Origin of the sequence: Sphingopyxis sp. BE235 (assembly GCF_031457175.1) — a bacterium.
Taxonomy (GTDB): domain Bacteria; phylum Pseudomonadota; class Alphaproteobacteria; order Sphingomonadales; family Sphingomonadaceae; genus Sphingopyxis.
Window position 1 is genome coordinate 967133 of sequence record NZ_JAVDWC010000002.1, and the last position, 15056, is coordinate 982188.

Here is a 15056-nt window from a genome sequence, read left to right on the forward strand (position 1 = left end):
CCCTATGCCTGACAACCGCCGCTTTCTGCTTGTCCGCCGGCCCGATGGCGAACCGGTGCCGGAAGATTTCTCGCTCATCACCGAACCCGCGCCCGAACTCGCCGACGGGCAGTTCCTGATTCGCAATCATTATGCCTCGCTCGACCCCGCGATCCGCGGCTGGATGGACGATGCGCCAAGCTATATGCCGCCGATCCCGCTCGGCGATCCGGTGCGCGCCTCGACCATCGGCATTGTCGAGGCGAGCAAGGCCGAAGGCTTTGCGCCCGGCCAATGGGTGATGGGCCTGAACGGCATCGAGGAATATTCGGTTGGCACCGTCGGCGGTTTCACCCAGCCGATCGATGCGAGCCTCGTACCGTCGGTCACCAACCATCTGTCGGTGCTCGGCGCGGTCGGGATGACCGCTTATTTCGGCTATATCGACGTCTGCGAGCCCCAGTCCGGCGACGTCGTGCTCGTCACCGGCGCCGCGGGTGCGGTTGGCTCGCTCGTCGGGCAGATCGCGAAGATCAAGGGCGCGAGCAAGGTCATCGGTATCGCGGGCGGGCCGGAAAAGTGCGCAAAGCTCGTCGATCGCTACGGTTTCGACGCGGCGATCGATTATCGAGGCAAGGATGTGCAGGCGCTCACCGACGCGATCCGCGCCGAGGCGCCCGATGGCGTCGATATCATCTTCGAAAATGTCGGCGGCGACATCCTCGACGCGGGGCTGATGAACCTCCGCCACGGCGCGCGCATCGGCCTCTGCGGCCTGATCAGCGAATATAACAGCGTCGACAAGGTCGGCGCGCGCAACATCTGGCAGCTCATCGTCCACCGCGCCTCGATCCGCGGGCTGCTCGTCGCCGACTATATCCCGCGCTTCGCCGAGGGCGGCGCCGCGATGGCGGGCTGGCTGCAACAGGGCAAGCTCATCGCCGACGAGCATGTCGACGAAGGGATCGAAAACAGCTTCGGCGCCTTCATGCGGCTCTTTGCGGGGAGCAACCAGGGCAAGATGATCCTCAAGATCGCATGAATGCTCGCCGTCTTCTTGTCCTGTCGGGCGGTCATCCTTATGACGCCGAGCCCTTCGCCGGCCTGCTCGCGAGCTTCGAGGGCTGGGCGGTCACGCACCTGATCCATCCCGAGGCCGAGACTGCTGTCGCCGCCGGCGCGGCGAACGATGCCGACGCGATCCTCTTCTACGATATGCCCGGATATCGCTTCGAGGGCGGCAAAGCGGCGACGCGGCCGCCTTCCTTCACGTACCGCCGAGCGGTCACCGACTATTTCGCGCGCGGCGGCGGCGCGGTCGCGATGCATCATGCGATCGCGGGCTGGGCCGAGTGGCCCGAATGGGCCGACATGCTCGGCGGGCGCTTCCTCTACGAACCAGGCGAAGCGAATGGCGAAGCGCATCTCGACTCGGGTTACCGCCACGAGGTCCGTTACGATGCGGTCGTGCTCGATCCCGGCCACCCCGTGACCGCGGGCCTGCCGCCGCGCTTCCCACTCTGCGACGAGCTGTATCTGGCGCCGATATGGGGCGCGGCCAAGCCGCTGCTCCGCGCCGACCATGCTTTCGTTCGCGACAATTTCTACTCGGCGGCGCAGGCCGTCGCAGGACGCATGTTCAGCAACATTGGCTGGGATCACCGCCCCGAAAGCGACCTCATCGCATGGGAAAAAGCCGTCGGCGCGGGCCGCCTCGTCTATCTCCAGCCCGGCGACGGCCCCGCCGCCTATGCCGATCCGAACCTGCGCCGGTTCATCGCCAACGCGCTTGCGCATGTCACCGCCGCCTAACGAAAATGTGCATCGCGCGGCGGGAGCGGCTGCATATAGTTGCGCGTATAACGAGAAGATTGAGGGAAGAGGCGCGTGAACGATATCGCCGCAAGCAGTTTCTTCGACCCGCAGGTCATCGCGGACCCGTTCGATTATTATCGCGCCTGGATGCCCAAGAGCCCCGTCGTGCAATTGTCGGAAGGGATGTTCCTCGTCCTCTCCTACGATCTTTGTTCGCAAGCGACCGGCGAGGTCGACACCTTCTCGAACAATTTCCAGGGCACGCTGTCGGGCGCAATGGCCGAGGATGGCGATGTCGCCGCGATCCTCGCCGAGGGCTGGCCGCAGGTCGACACGCTGCTGACCGCCGACCCGCCGACGCACACGCGTTTCCGCAAACTCGTCAACCTCGCCTTCTCGATGAAGCGCGTTGCGGCGATCGAGGAGGATATGCGCGGGGTGGTCGTCGACCTGATCGAAAAGATGGCGGCAAAAGGCGACGCCGATTTCGTCCGCGATTTCGGCATTCCACTGCCCGTCGCGATGATCGCGAGCCAGATCGGCATGGAGGGCGACCTCGATCGCGTGAAGCGCTGGTCCGACGCCTTCGTCGACCGGCTCGGCCGGATGATCCCGAAGGAACGCGAACTCGAATGCGCGCGCGAGGTGGTCGAATTCCAGCATTATGTGAAAGCGAAGATCGACGAGCGCCGCGCCAATCGCACCGACGACCTGCTCTCCGACCTCGTCTATGCCGAGGTCGACGGCGAACGTCCGCTGGAGGATGCCGAAATCCTGTCGATCATGCAGCAGCTGATGGTCGCGGGGAACGAGACGACGACCTCGGCGCTCGCCGGCGGGTTGCTTCAATTGATCGAAAGCCCCGACCAGATGGCAAAAGCCGTCGCCGCCGCTGACGAAGGCAATGACCGCGCGATCATCAATCTTGTCGAGGAAGTGCTGCGCACCGAGAGCCCGACCGCGGGCATGTGGCGCATGGTGCTGAAGGACGCCGAGCTTGGCGGGGTCAAAATCCCGAAGGGCGCGATGGTGCAGCTCCGATATGCCGCGGCGAACCGCGATCCCGCCAAATATCCCGACCCCGACCGCTTCGACATGGAGCGCGCCAATGCGCGCAGCCATCTCGCTTTCGGCAAGGGCATCCATATGTGCGTCGGCAATATGCTGAGCCGCAAGGAAATGGCGGTCGCTTATTCGGAACTGTTCACCCGACTCACCGACTTCCGCGTTGCCGAGGGTCACACGCCGAGCTGGCCGCCGAACATGTTGCTTCGCGGGCTCACTACCTTGCCGATCAGCTTCCGGCGGCGCGCATGAATTTCGACCTCGACGAAGACCAGCAGCTGACGCGCGACATGATCGGCCGCTTTCTCGGGCCGGTCGACATCGCCGCGCGGCATGCGATGCGGGGGGTCGACGGCGGCTATTCGCGCGCACGCTGGCAGGAGGTCGCCGACCTCGGCCTGCTCGCGCTCGCCGCGCCCGAGGTAATGGGCGGCATCGGCGGAACGATGGTCGACCTCGCGCTCGTCGCCGAAGCGCTCGGCAAAGGAGTCGCGATCGACCCCTGGCTCGAAAATGGCGTGCTGCCGATCCGGCTTGCGGCAGCAACGGGCGATGGCGCGCTGGTCTGCGAGCTGGCCTCGGGCGCGCAGTTCGCGGCCGTCGCCTTTGCAGAACCGGGGCGTCGCTATGAGATCGAAGCCGTAGCCACCAAAGCCGAAAATGCTCATCTCACCGGCGCCAAGACCTTCGTCCTCGGCGCGCCCCTCGCCGACACGCTGCTGGTCACTGTCGCCGACAACAAGCTCGCGAAAGTCGCGAAGGGAGCCGCCGGCGTCGTGCGGCAGGACTATCCGGTGATCGACGGTTCGAACGGCGCGACGATCGACCTGCATCGCGCACCTGCAGAGCTGTTCGAACTGCCCGAAGCGAAATTCCAGCGCGTCATCGGCGACGCCCGCCTGCTCGCCGCGGCCGAGATGCTGGGGCTCGCGCAGACGATGTTCGACGACACCCTCGCCTATGTCGGCGAGCGCCAGCAGTTCGGCGCCGCGATCGGCAGCTTCCAGGCGCTCCAGCACCGCCTCGTCGAATGCTATGCCGCGCTCGAACAGGCGCGCTCGATGGTGCTGCGCACCGCGATGCTCGACCCAACGACCGACGATGCGAACTGGCCGCGCATCGCCGCGGGCGCGAAAGCCTTTGTCGGCGAAGCGGCGACGCGGATCGGACTCGAGGCGGTGCAGATGCACGGCGGCATGGGCCAGACCGACGAGCTCGCGATCGGCCATGCGCTGAAGCGCGTTATGCTGCTCGACAAATTCTTCGGCGATCAGGACCATTGCCTGCGCACCTATGCGAGAGCGGCATGAGCGCGCTCGCCCCCGTCGCGCCGGGCCTGTGGACCGACGAGGCCGAACCGCGGCTGATCGGCGGGCGCCGCGCCAATGGCGAGATCGTCTTTCCCGTGCCTTCGGGCGACGCCGCCGCGCTGGTCGAACCGGTCGCGCTGTCGCGCAAGGGGACGCTCTGGTCGTGGACCACGCAGGGCTTTGAGCCCAAGGAACCGTACAGCGGTCCGCAGCCCTTCCAGCCCTTCCTCATCGGCTATGTCGAACTGCCCGGCGAAGTGATCGTCGAGACGCGGATCGTCGACGCCGAAGCGGCCGACCTCGTCATCGGGATGCCGATGACCTTCGCCGTCGTCGCCTTCGACGATACGCGGTCGACCTATGCCTTCCGTCCGGAGCGCCAGCCATGAACGACGACGTCTATATCATCGGCGCGGGCATCCATCCCTTTGGCCGCACCGACGGCCGCTCGGGGCGCGATCAGGGTGTGTTCGCGGTGCGCGAAGCACTGGGTGACGCCGGGATCGAATGGGGCGACGTCGAATTCGCTTATGGCGGTTCGGCCGCTGCGGGCTCGGCCGACATCATGGTCAACGAGCTTGGGCTGACCAGCGTCCCCTTCATCAACGTCGCGAACGGCTGCGCGACCGGCGGCAGCGCGCTGACCGCGGCACGCAACGCCATTGCCGCGGGCGCCTGCGACATCGCGCTCGCGGTCGGCTTCGACAAGCATCCGCGCGGCGCCTTCAACGCCAAGCCGTCCGATTACGGCCTGCCTGAATGGTATGGCGAAACCGGCATGATGCTGACGACGCAATTCTTTGCGCTGAAGATCCAGCGCTATATGGCACTCCACGGCATCAGCCGTCGCACCCTCGGCCTCGTCGCCGAAAAGGCGTTTCGCAACGGCACGCTATGCGAGCATGCGTGGCGGCGTTCGCCGGTCGATCTCGACACGATATTGAATGCGCCGATCGTCAACGATCCGCTGACCAAATATATGTTCTGCTCGCCCGCCGAGGGCGCGGTCGCGCTCGTTCTCGCGAGCGGCAAGAAGGTCCGTGAACTCGGCGCCGACGCGGTGCGCATCGCGAGTGTCGCCTTCCGCACCCGACCCGAAGGATCGTTCGAGGTCTTCGCGCCGTCGATCAGCGTCCATGGCGGCGGCAAACCCACCGAGGTCGCCAGCAAGGCCGCCTTCGAAATGGCGGGCATCGGCCCCGAAGACGTCTCCGTCGCACAGTTGCAGGACACCGAAAGCGGCGCCGAAATCATGCACATGGCCGAAAACGGCTTCTGCACCGACGGCGAACAGGAACAATGGCTCGCCGAAGGGTGGAGCGAGATCGGCGGCAGAATGCCGGTGAACACCGACGGCGGCTGCCTCGCGTGCGGCGAGCCGATCGGCGCCTCGGGCCTCAGGCAAGTCTATGAAAATACGCTGCAGCTGCGTGGTCGCGGCGGCGCGCGGCAGGTGCCGAACGGCCCCAAGGTCGGTTATTCTCATGTCTATGGAGCGCCCGGCCTGTCGGCGGTGGCGATCCTCGAACGCTAGCGGAACGCATGGATCTGGACCTCACCAAAGACGAACTCAAATTCCGCGAGGAGGTCCGCGACTTCCTCCGCGCCTCGCTTCCCGATTATGTCCGCGACGGTGCCAGGCGCACCCCCGGCGTCTTTGTCGAACCCGATATCGGCCTCGTCTGGCACCGCATCCTCAATGACAAGGGCTGGGTCGCCTATCACTGGCCCGAGGATTGCGGCGGCACCGGCTGGACGCCGATGCAGCGCTATATCTTTGAAAAGGAATGCGCGATCGCCGGCGCGCCGGCGCTCTCGGTGCTCGGCCTCCGCCTCGTCGGCCCAGTGATCTGCGCCTTCGGGACACAGGAGCAGAAGGACCGTTTCCTGCCCGCGATCCGCGCCGGGACCGATTATTGGTGCCAGGGCTATTCCGAACCGCAAAGCGGCTCCGACCTCGCCTCGCTCCGCACCCGCGCGCGGCGCGACGGCGACGAATATGTCGTCGACGGGTCGAAGATCTGGACCACCCACGCGCACCACGCGAACTGGATCTTCTGCCTCGTCCGCACCGATGGCGAGGTGAAGAAACAGGCGGGAATCAGCTTCCTGCTCGTCCCCATGGACCAGCCCGGCGTCACCGTGACCCCGATCATTACCATGGCCGGCGATCATGAGGTCAACCAGGTCTTCCTCGACGGCGCGCGCACCTCGGTCGACAACCGCATCGGCGAAGAGGGTCAGGGCTGGACGATCGCGAAGTTCCTGCTTGAAAACGAACGCGGCGGATCGTTCCATGCGCCGCGCCTGATCCGCGCGATCGACCATCTCGAAGCGCTCGCGGGCGTCGCGCCGAGCGGGCACAATGGTTCGCTCGGCGGCGATATCCAGATCGCGATGCGGATCGCGCGGCTGCGGCTCGAGGCCGAAGCGCTCGAAACGACCGAGCTGCGCATCCTCGCCGATATCGCGAAGGGCCGCCCTGCCGGCCCGCAAACCTCGCTCGTGAAATTGCTCTCGTCCGAGATCCATCAGCGGATCGATGGCCTCGCGATGGACCTGCACGGATACGACGGCCTGCAACTGCCCACCGTCCGTCCGCTCTATGGCAACGAAGCGCCGCCCGCGATCGGCGATGACGACGCGCAGGTCGCGGCCGCCCGCTATCTTAACAGCCGTGCCTGGACCGTATTCGGCGGTTCGAGCGAAGTTCAGAAAAACATCATAGCAAAGACGGTGCTCCGCTTATGACACATGCATTGCGACTTGCCGGCCAGTGTGAAATAGTCCCGCTGATGGGAGAACAGGCAGAAAAACTGCCGATCGACGGGTTCGCACCCCCAATGGATGCCAGGACCCTCGTCGACGCGGTCACGGTTCGCTGCGTGGAAGATATCCACGACGCGGCGGTGGTGCTGCGCGACTATGCAGCGGCTTATGGCCTGCGCGCGGCGCTCTGCGACGATATCGCGTCGAAGGAAACGATGGTCGACGCCGACGGCGCGGTGCTCGCCGCCGACCTGTTCGGCTGGCTCGGCGATGGCGAGCGCTGGTGGGAAGATCACAGGCTGGCGCTCCACTCGCCGCTGCCACGCTCGTGCCGGTACGAAAGCGAGCCTTTCTGGTGCAATGCCGAAGGTTTCCGTACCGCGCAGCCCAACCCCTATCTCGATGATATCGACCTCTCGCGCTATTTTTCGGCGCACGATCGGTACAAAGCGGCGATCGTCGTTCCCGTCCATCTGCCGTTCGGGCAGATTTCGGCGAACAGCTTTCAACCGTCGGATCCCGACATCACCGATCTGTCGGACCTGTTCGCGGCGATCGGCGACACGCTGGCGCTCGCAACGCGGCGTTTCATCGCGGGCTATGCCTCGGCAATGCGGACCAAGCGGCGCATTCCCTCGGACTGCGAGCTGTCGAAGCGCGAGGTCGAATGCCTGCGCTGGGCGGCAATCGGCAAGACCGACCGCGAGATCGGCATGATCATTTCATTGAGCCACGCGACGGTGCGCTATCACGTCCACCGCGCTGGCGAGAAACTGAACTCGGTCAACCGCGCGCAGACGATCTTCAAGGCGGGGCAGCTCGGGTATCTCGGCGCGAACAGCTAGCCCAGCGAACGGAGCGGTTCGCTGCCGTCCCAGTCCTTCGCCGCATCGCGCATCATAGCGAACAGTTCGCGCGTCCTCGCCTGCGGCTGGAGCAGCTCGATGAGCGTGCCGGGGCCAGTGCCCGGATCGGCGTAGATGACCCCGCCCGTGTCGCCGACCGGCGCCTCGAAAATGATCTCCGCTCCGATGTCCTCGCAGCGCACCCGCGCGGCGGCGATAGAATCCACCAGCACGCACATATGGTGGAGTCCCTCGCCCACCGCATATTCGCCGCGATAGAGCGATTTCGCGTCATTCTCGGGCCGGATCAGCTCGATCTGCATGTCGCCCCAATAGCCGAGCGCCATCGTGAAGACCGGATCACTCGGCTCACCGCGATAGCGCCCGCCGGGTAGCGACACATTGGGTAGCAGGAAGAACGGTCCCGCGCCCATCACCCCGGTCCAGTGCCGGATCGCGGCGTCGAAATCGGACGGCACAAAGGCGAGCTGCATGATGTCGCCGAGCGACGCGAGCGATTTGGGTCCGGGCATTGATCTCCCCCTCAAAAGCGATAGCGCACAAGCGCCGGGCTTTGTGCGATAAGCCTTTCGAGACCCGGAGTCATACTGGGCAAAATGTGAGGAGAGCCATGGCCGAGTCCGATCCCAAGATCGCGCCGCAGGACTGGTTCGCCGTCCGCAAGCGCAATGCGCGCGCGGGACTGCGCAAACTGGTTTCGATCGTCGCCGAAAACCGCACCGACCGTGCGGAAGCGCCGCTGCCGCTCCACAAATCCATCTACACCGGCGAAGCACGCCATGCCGCCGAGATGGAGCATATTTTCCGGAACGAACCGATCGTCGCCGGCCTGTCGGGCGACATTCCGAAGGCGGGCGACACGCTCGTCTTCGACTCGGTCGGCCCGTCGATCCTCGTCACGCGCGGCAAGGACGGCGTCGCCCGCGCCTTCCTCAACATGTGCACGCACCGCGGCGCCAAGCTGGTCGAAGAGAAAGAACCCTGGAGCGGCCCTCGGCCGCGCCTCGTCTGCCCCTTCCACGCCTGGACCTTTGATCCGGCGGGCGAACTTGTCGGCCAGCCGGGCAAGGAGGGCTTCGCAAACTGCGAGATCGGCGCGCGCAACCTGATCGAGCTTCCCTGCACCGAGCACCTCGGCCTGATCTTCGTCCGCGCCAATCCGGGCGGCGAACCGATCGATGCCGTCGCGCATCTCGGCGATTTCGGTCCGGTGCTCGCGCAGCTCGAACTCCAGCGCGCCGAACCGGTGAAGAAGGGCATATTGACGGCCGACTCCAACTGGAAATTCGCGCTCGACACCTATGGCGAGGGCTATCATTTCAAGATGCTCCACGCCTCGACGATCGGCGGCACGCATTACAGCGACCGCAACGTCTATGAGCCGATCGGGCGCCACCACCGCGTCAGTTTTCCCGACCTGTCGATCGGCGCGCTCGTCGGCAAGGACGAGAGCGAGTGGCCCGAAACCGATTATGGCGGGGTGCATTTCCTGTTCCCGAACACCGTGATCTTCTTCGGCGCGGTGACCCCGGGCGTCTATTTCACGCAGGTGTTTCGCCTCTTTCCCGACGGCGCGGGCAAGATGTTCTGCCAGTTCGCGGTCTACGCCCCCTTCGGCGTCGAAAGCGACGAACATCGCGCGATGTGCGAGATGGCTTATGACGCGACCGCGACCGTCGTCCAGACCGAGGATTATCGCGTCGCGAGCAACGGCTACGCCAATCTCATGACCGCGCCCGACGACTTCCGCGTCGTGCTCGGCGCGAACGAGCCCGCGCTGCACGGCGTCCACCGTTCGATCGCCGCGGCGTGCAAGATGCCGCTCGACCAGATCGCCTGACCTTTCCGGAGTTAGTGATGAACGACCTCAGTCCTCCCCAGGCCGACAACCGCGACGATCGTTGCCCCGGGACCAGTTACACCGACATGCTGAAGGCCGATACGCGGCGCGTTCCCGACTATCTGTTCGCCGAATCGAATCAGGAACTCGGCGACGCCCCAATTCCGATCAACCGTTATGTCAGCGAGGATTGGGCGAAGCTCGAACGCGAGAAGATGTGGCCGAACATCTGGCAATTTGCCGCGCGCGAAGAGGATATGCCCGATCCCGGCGACACCGTCGTCTATGACATCAACGAAAAGAGCATCCTCCTCGTCCGCCAGAAGGACGGCTCGGTAAAGGCCTTCTACAATGTCTGCCTCCATCGCGGGCGCAAGCTCAGGACCGAGAGCGGCCCTGCGGTGAACCTGCGCTGCCCCTTCCACGGCTTTTCCTGGCACCACGACGGCCGTTTCAAGGAAGCGCCCTGCGCATGGGACTTCAAACATCTCGGGGATAAGGACATGAGCCTGCCCGAGTTGAAGGTCGATCGCTGGCAAGGCTTCATCCTCGTCACCGAGAACCATGACCTGCCCAGCTTCCGCGATTGGGTCGGCCCGGGCGTCGAGCATTATGACAATTGGCGGCTCGATGAATGCCATACCGCCGCATGGGTCGGGCGCGTCATCCCGGCGAACTGGAAAGCGGTCGCCGAAGCCTTCATGGAGGCGTGGCACAGCATCGTCACCCACCCGCAGATCCTCGGCTTCACCGCCGACGCGAACACCCGCTACGACCTCTACGGCGACTTCCTCAACCGCGCGATCACCCCTGCGGGCGCGATGTCGCCGCATATCAAGGGCAAGGATCAATTCTATGTCCTCAAATCGCTCGAGGATTTCATCGGCGCGGGCGACAGCCGGGCGCGGCGCGCGACCGGCGATCCGGCCGACCTGAAAGGCTTCGACGCCGACGATCCGATGCTCGCGCGCAAGGTGCTGGCGCAGGCGAACCGCGACGCCTTTTCGGCGATGAACGGGCATGATTATTCAGCCGCGACCGACAGCGAGATGCTCGACAATTTCACCTATAACGTCTTCCCCAACTGGGCGCCGTGGGGCGGGCTGGTGCCGAACATCGTCTATCGCTGGCGGCCGTGGGGCGACGCCGACCATAGCCTGATGGAGGTCCGCATCCTGATGCGCACGCCGAAGGGCGAAAAGCCGCCGCGTTCGGCGCCGATGCACCTGATCCCGGGCGACCAGCCCTTCGCCAGCGCCAGCCACCTGATCGGTGCCGCGCTCGCCGGGGTGTTCGACCAGGATATGGAGAATCTCCCCTATGTGCAGGAGGGCATGAAATCGTCGCCGGGCGGCGTGATCGAGCTCGGCCATTATCAAGAGAGCCGCATCCGCCATTTCCACCGCACGCTCGGCAAATATATCGACGGTGAGCTTCCCGGCTGATGGCGCGCGCCGCCCCGCTGCTGTCGCTCGCGGCAGGAGTGCTGCCCGAATTTTCACCCGAGCAGACTGTCGCGGCCGCGATCGCGGGCGGCTGGCCGGCGGCCGGCATCTGGTACGACCCCAAAAGCTGGACGCCCGCAACGACGATCGAGGTCCGCGACCGCGCCGCCGACGCCGGGCTTACGATCCTCGATATCGAGGTGATCTGGCTGAAACCCGGCCCCGACGATCCGGCACATTTCGCCGCGATCGATGCGGGCGCGGCGATCGGCGCGCGCAATGTCCTGATCGTCAGCTCGGAAGACGATACCGGACGGGCCGCGGGCAAGCTGAACCGGCTCGGGAACCACGCCGCCGCGGTGGGCCTGCGCGCCTGTCTGGAGTTCGCTGCGTTCACGACGGTCGGCGACATAGCGAGCGCGGTCGCCCTGCTCGATGCCGCCGATTGCGATAATCTCGGCCTGCTGATCGACCCGTTACATCTCGCACGGACCGGCGGCTCGCCTGCCGACCTCAATTCGGTCGACCCGCGGCGCTTTCCTTATGCGCAATTCTGCGATGCCCCGGCGCATGGCCCGCCGCCGAGCGACGTTGCGGAAATCATCCGCGAAGCGCTCGATCTGCGCCTGATGCCGGGCGACGGCGACTTGCCACTGGACGACCTGCTTGCGCAGTTGCCGCCGACGACTCCGCTCAGCGTCGAACTGCGGAGCGCTGCCCTGCGAGACGATCATCCCGACGCGGCCGATCGCGCACGAAGCCTGCTCGCGGCGACGCAGCGCTGGTTCGCGGCCTAGGTCCAGTCCTGCCGCGCGGCCCATCCGGCAAACGGCGTCGGCGTCACCCCCAGCAACCGCGCCGCGGGCACCGCGTCGAGCGCGACGGGCGACACCGGCTGGTCGTTGTACCAGCGATAGAATTTCGCCATCCCGTCATAGATGCTCGCCGGCTGGACATCGCGCGAGCCGGTGACGAGCTCGCTCATCCGCGCCGCAAATTCGTCGGGCGACAGGCTCTGGAACCGCACCGGGCGACCCGCCGCGACGCTCAGCCGCTCGGCGACTTCGGCGCCGACCAGCGCCTCGGGACCGCCGACCGCGATCCGGTCGGCGACCAGATCCTCGTGGAGCAGTGCCGAGACCATATAGGCCGCGACATCCTCGAGGCAGACCCAGCTGATCTTCAGCGTCGCCGCCGCCGGATAGGCGAACACCCCGCTGTTCACGATCGCCGGGCGCGACCAGATGCGCGTGATATTATCCATGAACACCATCGGTTCGACGATCACATAGGGCACGCCGCTGTCGTGGATCGCGCGCTCGATATCGCGCCGCCCGTCGTGCGCCGAGAGGCCGAGGTCATGGTCGGCGACGAAGCAGCTCGTGTTGAAGACGATCTTCTGAAGCCCCGCCAGCCGCGCCGCCTCGGCGATGTTACGCCCCATCGTCGCGGCGCGCGCGCGGTCGAATTCGAACGGCAGGTGCATCGCCACCGCATCCTGCCCGCTGAACGCCGCGGTCAGACTCGCGACGTCGTAGAGATCGGCCGCGACCTCGGGCACATCGGGATGCGGCGTCGCCGTCATTGCGCCGGGTCGCCGCACGCCGGCGGTGGGTTCAAGCCCTCTCGCCTTCAGCGCCGTGAGCAAGGGAATCCCCTGATCGGCGGGCGCGCCGAGGACGATGATCTTCTTCATACCGCGCCCTCCAGCCGCTTCGCCGACACCCTCGCGGCGTGACGCCCTGCGAGGAAGCCGAACACCATTCCCGGGGCGATCGTCCCGCCCGGGCCGCCGTAGGTCATGCCCATCGCCGACGCCATGACATTGCCCGCGGCGTAAAGGCCGGGGATCGCCCCGCCGTCGACGCTCAGCACCTGCGCGTTGGCATCAGTCTGCGGCCCGCCCTTGGTGCCGAGCGCGCCGCTCTTGATCTCGACCGCAAAGAACGGCCCTTTGCCGATCGGTCCCAGCGTCGCGGCAGTAGAGCCGCGCCCGTCGGGGTCGCCCCACCATTGATCGTGCGCCGCATCGCCGCGCCCGAAATCGGGATCGCGCCCGGTTGCGCAATGGCCATTGAAGCGCTCGACCGTCGCTTCGAGCGCATCGGCATCGATACCGAGCCGAGCCGCGAGTTCGGCCAGGCTTTCGGCGCGCATCGCCCATTGCGGCGGCGCGACGCCGCGCTCGCCGCTGATCATGCCGAAACCGAAGCGGTCGATATATTGCTCGTCGAAGATCAGCCAGCACGGCAGGTTCTTATAGTCGAACGCGCTGACGTCCTGATCGTGGAACGCCGCGCCGATCGCATTGTAGTTCGCCGCCTCGTTCGTGAAGCGCTTGCCCGCGCGGTTGACCATGATCGAATGCGGCAGGCTGCGCTGCCCCGCGACGAGCGTCTTGCCGGTCGAACATTCGCTCTCCGGAACCTCGGCGACGGGCATCCACCAGGCTTCGCGCATATTGCCGAGCATCGCGCCGACGCGCATCGCCATCTTGAGCCCGTCGCCGGTGTTGGTCTTCGGGCTCAGCGGATGCGTCATCGGCCCGCGGATGAAGGCGCGGAGCAAATCCTTGTCCCATTCGAACCCCCCGGTCGCGAGCACCACCGCGTCGGCCGCGATCTCGACCTCGCCATCGGCCGTCTCAAATACCACGCCCGCCACGCGGTCGCCGTCCATGATCAACCGCGCCGCACGATGCCCCGTCTGCGGCTCGATCCTGCGATCAAGGCAAGCGCGCAGCAACCGCCCGACCAGCGCTTGTCCGCTGCCGCGCAGATCGGCGTCGATGCGGCGCTTCAACTCCTCGGGCGCCAGTGGCTGCGGCTTCGCCTGCCCCAGCGGCGTGTCGTAGATCGAGAAATAGGGCATCGGATAATAGGGCGATAGCGTGACTTTGTCCGCCCACTCGCCCAGTTCGTGAAAGGAAAAGAGCGGACAATCGAGCGAGCGCCCACCGTTCGGCATCCCGCCCGGGAACTCCGCGTGATAGTCCGGAAATTCCGGAATTGGCCGGAACTGCACCGGGGTGTTCGCTTCGAGGAACGCGACCATCTCGGGCCCGTGGTCGAGGAAGGCTTCGACGAGATGCTGCTGCATCAGCCCGTGCGACATCGACATCAGATAGGTCAGCGCCTTGTCACGGCTGTCCTCGACGCCGAGCGCCCCCTCATGATGATTGTTCGGGATCCAGATCATCCCGCCCGACCACGCCGTGGTCCCGCCAACCTGATCGCCTTTTTCGAACAGCGAGACCCGCGCGCCGGCTTCGTGCGCCGAAATCGCGGCGGTCAGCCCCGCGCCGCCGGTGCCGAGGACGATGACGTGCGGCGCTTCGCTCATCTCTTATGCCTTCAATTGCTCGACCATATGCGCGGTGTCGAAATAATGGATGCGCATCGACGCCATCTTGCCTGCATCGTCGAATTCGGTGACCTCGGCGATATGCGTCTCGAAGCGCTTGCCGCTCGATTTCGCGGTGACGGTGAAGTGGAGCAAGGCGACGGCATATTTCTCGCCGCCGACCAGCTCCATCCATCGGACTACGGGCTCTTCCCAATAGCCCATCACATGCGCGTAGAGCTTCTGCAGCGCATCGCGCCCGCGCCATTCGCCGCCATAGGGCAGCGAGGTCGGTTCGTAGATGACGAGGTCGTCGGCCATGAAGTCGGCCACCATATCCCACTCGCCCCTCGCGACCGCGGCATACATCGCCTTGCTGGCTTCGAGCGGGGTCATTCGATCGTGCCGACGAGCGCGCCAACCGGGTAGACCTCGCCCTCGACCCCGGTCGGGCGGATCGTGCCGGCGACCTGCGCCTCGATCTCGACCGTCGTCTTGTCGGTCTCCACCGTATAGATGATGTCGCCGACCTCGACGCGCTCGCCGTCGCCGACCATCCATTCGTTCAGCGTCATTTCGGTTGCCGACATGCCGATCTTCGGGATGCGCAGTTCCTCCGCCATCG

The 15056-nt window shown here is 65.7% G+C and carries 16 protein-coding genes; 11 read left to right on the forward strand and 5 right to left on the reverse strand.

The genetic code is table 11. The features are described 5' to 3' along the window. Positions 1-4 precede the first annotated feature (4 nt). The 8 genes from J2X38_RS11775 (at position 5) to J2X38_RS11810 (ending at position 7783) form a co-directional block, all read left to right on the forward strand. Entirely contained in the window at positions 5-1021 is a 1017-nt protein-coding gene (locus J2X38_RS11775) for an NADP-dependent oxidoreductase (protein WP_310254248.1), read from the forward strand. Beyond that, the gene (locus tag J2X38_RS11780) at positions 1018-1791 is read left to right on the forward strand and encodes a ThuA domain-containing protein (RefSeq protein WP_310254250.1); all 774 of its coding nucleotides are present in this window, start codon (positions 1018-1020) and stop codon (positions 1789-1791) included. The genes J2X38_RS11775 and J2X38_RS11780 overlap by 4 nt, the downstream gene beginning before the upstream one ends. 75 nt (positions 1792-1866) lie before the next feature. Then, positions 1867-3111, forward strand: coding sequence for a cytochrome P450 (locus tag J2X38_RS11785; protein ID WP_231732556.1), 1245 nt, complete (start codon positions 1867-1869; stop codon positions 3109-3111). Then, positions 3108-4169: an acyl-CoA dehydrogenase family protein gene (locus J2X38_RS11790; RefSeq protein ID WP_310254252.1), complete on the forward strand. Its 1062-nt coding sequence runs from the start codon at positions 3108-3110 to the stop codon at positions 4167-4169. Before J2X38_RS11785 ends, J2X38_RS11790 begins: the two co-directional genes overlap by 4 nt. Next, complete coding sequence (locus J2X38_RS11795; protein WP_310254254.1) at positions 4166-4558, forward strand: OB-fold domain-containing protein; 393 nt, start codon at positions 4166-4168, stop codon at positions 4556-4558. The genes J2X38_RS11790 and J2X38_RS11795 overlap by 4 nt, the downstream gene beginning before the upstream one ends. Beyond that, the gene (locus J2X38_RS11800) at positions 4555-5703 is read left to right on the forward strand and encodes a thiolase family protein (RefSeq protein WP_310254256.1); all 1149 of its coding nucleotides are present in this window, start codon (positions 4555-4557) and stop codon (positions 5701-5703) included. The genes J2X38_RS11795 and J2X38_RS11800 overlap by 4 nt, the downstream gene beginning before the upstream one ends. A gap of 8 nt (positions 5704-5711) precedes the next feature. Next, complete coding sequence (locus tag J2X38_RS11805; RefSeq protein ID WP_310254257.1) at positions 5712-6920, forward strand: acyl-CoA dehydrogenase family protein; 1209 nt, start codon at positions 5712-5714, stop codon at positions 6918-6920. 92 nt (positions 6921-7012) lie between these two features. Continuing rightward, on the forward strand, positions 7013-7783 hold the full coding sequence (locus J2X38_RS11810) for a helix-turn-helix transcriptional regulator (protein ID WP_058536520.1): 771 nt from the start codon (positions 7013-7015) through the stop codon (positions 7781-7783). Here J2X38_RS11810 and J2X38_RS11815 read toward each other — a convergent pair. After that, a complete protein-coding gene (locus J2X38_RS11815; protein WP_310254262.1) occupies positions 7780-8316 on the reverse strand; it encodes a VOC family protein in 537 nt (178 codons plus the stop codon). The two genes, J2X38_RS11810 and J2X38_RS11815, sit on opposite strands and share 4 nt — an antisense overlap. A gap of 98 nt (positions 8317-8414) precedes the next feature. On the opposite strand from J2X38_RS11815, the gene J2X38_RS11820 reads away from it, so the two are divergent. The 3 genes from J2X38_RS11820 to J2X38_RS11830 are packed head-to-tail and all read left to right on the forward strand — an operon-like array spanning position 8415 to position 11886. Continuing rightward, a complete protein-coding gene (locus J2X38_RS11820) occupies positions 8415-9644 on the forward strand; it encodes an SRPBCC family protein (RefSeq protein WP_310254264.1) in 1230 nt (409 codons plus the stop codon). 17 nt (positions 9645-9661) lie between these two features. Beyond that, entirely contained in the window at positions 9662-11089 is a 1428-nt protein-coding gene (locus tag J2X38_RS11825; RefSeq protein ID WP_310254266.1) for an aromatic ring-hydroxylating dioxygenase subunit alpha, read from the forward strand. Further along, positions 11089-11886, forward strand: coding sequence for a TIM barrel protein (locus J2X38_RS11830; protein WP_310254268.1), 798 nt, complete (start codon positions 11089-11091; stop codon positions 11884-11886). Before J2X38_RS11825 ends, J2X38_RS11830 begins: the two co-directional genes overlap by 1 nt. On the opposite strand, the gene J2X38_RS11835 is transcribed toward J2X38_RS11830, so the two are convergent. The 4 genes from J2X38_RS11835 to J2X38_RS11850 are packed head-to-tail and all read right to left on the reverse strand — an operon-like array spanning position 11883 to position 15054. Beyond that, positions 11883-12785: an NmrA family NAD(P)-binding protein gene (locus J2X38_RS11835; protein ID WP_310254270.1), complete on the reverse strand. Its 903-nt coding sequence runs from the start codon at positions 12783-12785 to the stop codon at positions 11883-11885. The genes J2X38_RS11830 and J2X38_RS11835 overlap by 4 nt on opposite strands. Beyond that, positions 12782-14431, reverse strand: a complete 1650-nt coding sequence (locus J2X38_RS11840) for an FAD-dependent oxidoreductase (RefSeq protein ID WP_310254272.1) — start codon at positions 14429-14431, stop codon at positions 12782-12784. Before J2X38_RS11840 ends, J2X38_RS11835 begins: the two co-directional genes overlap by 4 nt. Positions 14432-14434: 3 nt before the next feature. Beyond that, positions 14435-14827 carry a nuclear transport factor 2 family protein gene (locus tag J2X38_RS11845; RefSeq protein WP_310254274.1) on the reverse strand — a complete coding sequence of 131 codons (393 nt, stop codon included), beginning with the start codon at positions 14825-14827 and terminating at the stop codon, positions 14435-14437. Next, positions 14824-15054, reverse strand: coding sequence for a biotin/lipoyl-containing protein (locus J2X38_RS11850; protein ID WP_077145288.1), 231 nt, complete (start codon positions 15052-15054; stop codon positions 14824-14826). The genes J2X38_RS11845 and J2X38_RS11850 overlap by 4 nt, the downstream gene beginning before the upstream one ends. Between the last annotated feature and the right edge of the window lie 2 nt (positions 15055-15056).

What these genes read in the sequence shown, in the direction of transcription:
- J2X38_RS11805 (WP_310254257.1), top strand. Translation starts at nt 5,712, where the DNA reads ATGGATCTGGACCTCACCAAAGACGAACTCAAATTCCGCGAGGAGGTC.
- J2X38_RS11810 (WP_058536520.1), top strand. Translation starts at nt 7,013, where the DNA reads ATGGATGCCAGGACCCTCGTCGACGCGGTCACGGTTCGCTGCGTGGAA.
- J2X38_RS11835 (WP_310254270.1), bottom strand. Translation starts at nt 12,785, where the DNA reads ATGAAGAAGATCATCGTCCTCGGCGCGCCCGCCGATCAGGGGATTCCC.
- J2X38_RS11825 (WP_310254266.1), top strand. Translation starts at nt 9,662, where the DNA reads ATGAACGACCTCAGTCCTCCCCAGGCCGACAACCGCGACGATCGTTGC.
- J2X38_RS11820 (WP_310254264.1), top strand. Translation starts at nt 8,415, where the DNA reads ATGGCCGAGTCCGATCCCAAGATCGCGCCGCAGGACTGGTTCGCCGTC.
- J2X38_RS11775 (WP_310254248.1), top strand. Translation starts at nt 5, where the DNA reads ATGCCTGACAACCGCCGCTTTCTGCTTGTCCGCCGGCCCGATGGCGAA.
- J2X38_RS11830 (WP_310254268.1), top strand. Translation starts at nt 11,089, where the DNA reads ATGGCGCGCGCCGCCCCGCTGCTGTCGCTCGCGGCAGGAGTGCTGCCC.
- J2X38_RS11850 (WP_077145288.1), bottom strand. Translation starts at nt 15,054, where the DNA reads ATGGCGGAGGAACTGCGCATCCCGAAGATCGGCATGTCGGCAACCGAA.
- J2X38_RS11845 (WP_310254274.1), bottom strand. Translation starts at nt 14,827, where the DNA reads ATGACCCCGCTCGAAGCCAGCAAGGCGATGTATGCCGCGGTCGCGAGG.
- J2X38_RS11790 (WP_310254252.1), top strand. Translation starts at nt 3,108, where the DNA reads ATGAATTTCGACCTCGACGAAGACCAGCAGCTGACGCGCGACATGATC.
- J2X38_RS11780 (WP_310254250.1), top strand. Translation starts at nt 1,018, where the DNA reads ATGAATGCTCGCCGTCTTCTTGTCCTGTCGGGCGGTCATCCTTATGAC.
- J2X38_RS11795 (WP_310254254.1), top strand. Translation starts at nt 4,166, where the DNA reads ATGAGCGCGCTCGCCCCCGTCGCGCCGGGCCTGTGGACCGACGAGGCC.
- J2X38_RS11800 (WP_310254256.1), top strand. Translation starts at nt 4,555, where the DNA reads ATGAACGACGACGTCTATATCATCGGCGCGGGCATCCATCCCTTTGGC.
- J2X38_RS11840 (WP_310254272.1), bottom strand. Translation starts at nt 14,431, where the DNA reads ATGAGCGAAGCGCCGCACGTCATCGTCCTCGGCACCGGCGGCGCGGGG.
- J2X38_RS11815 (WP_310254262.1), bottom strand. Translation starts at nt 8,316, where the DNA reads ATGCCCGGACCCAAATCGCTCGCGTCGCTCGGCGACATCATGCAGCTC.